This is a genomic window from Synechococcus sp. F70.1, from assembly GCF_047502745.1.
GTDB lineage: Bacteria > Cyanobacteriota > Cyanobacteriia > Thermostichales > Thermostichaceae > Thermostichus.
The window spans coordinates 1-771 of the sequence record NZ_JANSJL010000123.1 but is presented as its reverse complement, the minus strand read 5'-3'; the positions used below and the strand labels follow the sequence as shown (position 1 = coordinate 771).

Genomic DNA, 771 nt, shown 5'->3' with positions numbered 1-771 from the left:
AACCCTTAGGAAAGCGCTCGCGCTTCAGAGGATAGCGATAGTTGAGTTGGGGAATCAGCCTCTCCCATTGATGGGGGTTCAACCCAGCCACTACAGAAGAGAATGGATCTCTGCCTAGCTCCAGCCCTACTTCCATGAGCTTGAGAACTACGTTGCCCGCAGCTATCTCCAGAGTCTGATTGGCTAATTTCGGATCCGGGTCTCCCAGGAAGATCAGGGCATAGTCTTCTGGGTTGGGGCTACGTAGAATTGACTCCAACAGAACCTCCAACTCTTGCACAAGCTGCTCTGTCTCCATCTCCCAGTAGGGGAAAAGACCCACGTTAATCTTGCTTAGACGGATCCCTTCTGGTTTGAAGGTTTGTATCAAACCATCTGTGATTACCGGCCAGTTCTCAGAGGGACTTAACCATACAGCACTAGGCCAACCCTGAACCTCTAGGCTATCTGGCTTCCAGCCATATGGTTCAGCTACACTGTGCAGCCGGAAGAAAACTCCAAGCTCCTGCTCAAAGTCATGGACAGCCTTTGCACACCCTTGCCAGTCTTGATAGTCATCAACCTGGATGAACCCCCTGGGATTAACTTGATGGTAGAGACGACGGAAAATATCCATCGTCGACTGATACCAGTCTGCATCTGCATGCAGCAAGGCAATCTCGCCCACCTGCTCTCGATAAACAGGCAAGGTGTCGGCAAACAGCCCCGGCACAGGAACAATGAGATCCCAAACTCCCAGTTCCTTGGCAATCACCTCTAAGTTCTCCGAAA

1 protein-coding gene is annotated in these 771 nt (G+C 51.2%); it reads right to left on the bottom strand.

Annotated elements, in window-relative coordinates:
• On the bottom strand, positions 1 to 771 hold a 771-nt coding region (locus NW860_RS11225), incomplete at both ends, for a TylF/MycF/NovP-related O-methyltransferase (RefSeq protein ID WP_414514226.1).